2 protein-coding genes are annotated in these 1,076 nt (G+C 43.7%); both read left to right on the top strand.

Annotation, left to right across the window (positions count from 1 at the left end):
• Nucleotides 1–550: GDP-mannose 4,6-dehydratase (locus tag KIV40_RS29590; protein WP_285352827.1), on the top strand; the 550-nt coding region annotated here is incomplete at its 5' end.
• A partial coding sequence (locus KIV40_RS29585; protein WP_285352825.1) for a sugar nucleotidyltransferase occupies nt 550–1,076 on the top strand: 527 nt, incomplete at its 3' end. The genes KIV40_RS29590 and KIV40_RS29585, both read left to right, overlap by 1 nt.

Here is a 1,076-nt window from a genome sequence, read left to right as displayed (position 1 = left end):
ATGGCTTAGAACCTATGGCCTACCTACAATTGTGACTAACTGTTCAAATAACTATGGACCATATCACTTTCCAGAGAAGCTGATACCACTCATGATCTTAAACGCGATCGATGGTAAGCCATTGCCTGTATACGGTGATGGTATGCAAATTCGTGATTGGTTATATGTTGAGGATCACGCGCGTGCACTTTATAAGGTCGTCACTGAAGGTGAGGTTGGTGAAACATATAATATTGGTGGCCATAACGAGAAAGCGAATATTGAAGTTGTTAAAACCATCTGTTCATTGCTAGAAGAACTCGTTCCCAATAAGCCTGAAGGTGTTAGCCAATACCAAGATTTGATTACTTATGTTACAGATCGCCCTGGGCATGACGTTAGATATGCAATTGATGCTTCTAAAATTGAACGTGAGTTAGGGTGGACGCCAGAAGAAAGCTTTGAAACGGGTATTCGTAAAACCGTAGAGTGGTACCTGAGCAACAAACAGTGGTGGAGCCGAGTGTTGGATGGGTCATATAGTATGGAAAGATTAGGGCAGGGTAGCTAATGAAAGGAATTATACTTGCGGGTGGTTCAGGTACTCGTTTATACCCATTAACTCGTGGTGTATCGAAACAGCTATTACCAGTCTACGATAAACCCATGATTTATTACCCGTTATCTGTACTTATGTTAGCGGGAATTCGTGAAATACTCATCATCACGACGCCAGAAGATCAAGATGGGTTTAAACGTTTGTTAGGCGATGGGGCAGATTTCGGCCTCTCTTTAGAATTTGCCGTTCAGCCTAGTCCAGACGGCCTCGCACAAGCTTTCATCATCGGTGAAGAGTTTATTGGCAATGACTCTGTGTGTTTGGTGCTTGGTGACAATATTTTCTATGGTCAAGGGTTTACGCCTATTCTTCAAAGAGCTGCGCAGCGCGATCAGGGGGCAACGGTCTTTGGCTATCAAGTAAAAGATCCAGAGCGCTTCGGTGTGGTGGAGTTTGATCAATCAATGCAAGCGATCTCAATAGAAGAGAAGCCTGACATACCTAAGTCCAACTGCGCGGTAACAGGGTTGTACTTTTA

The sequence above is a fragment of the Vibrio sp. D173a genome, from assembly GCF_030248475.1.
The sequence above is the reverse complement of the archived record's forward strand: the minus strand, read 5'-3'. Positions and strand labels throughout refer to the sequence as shown.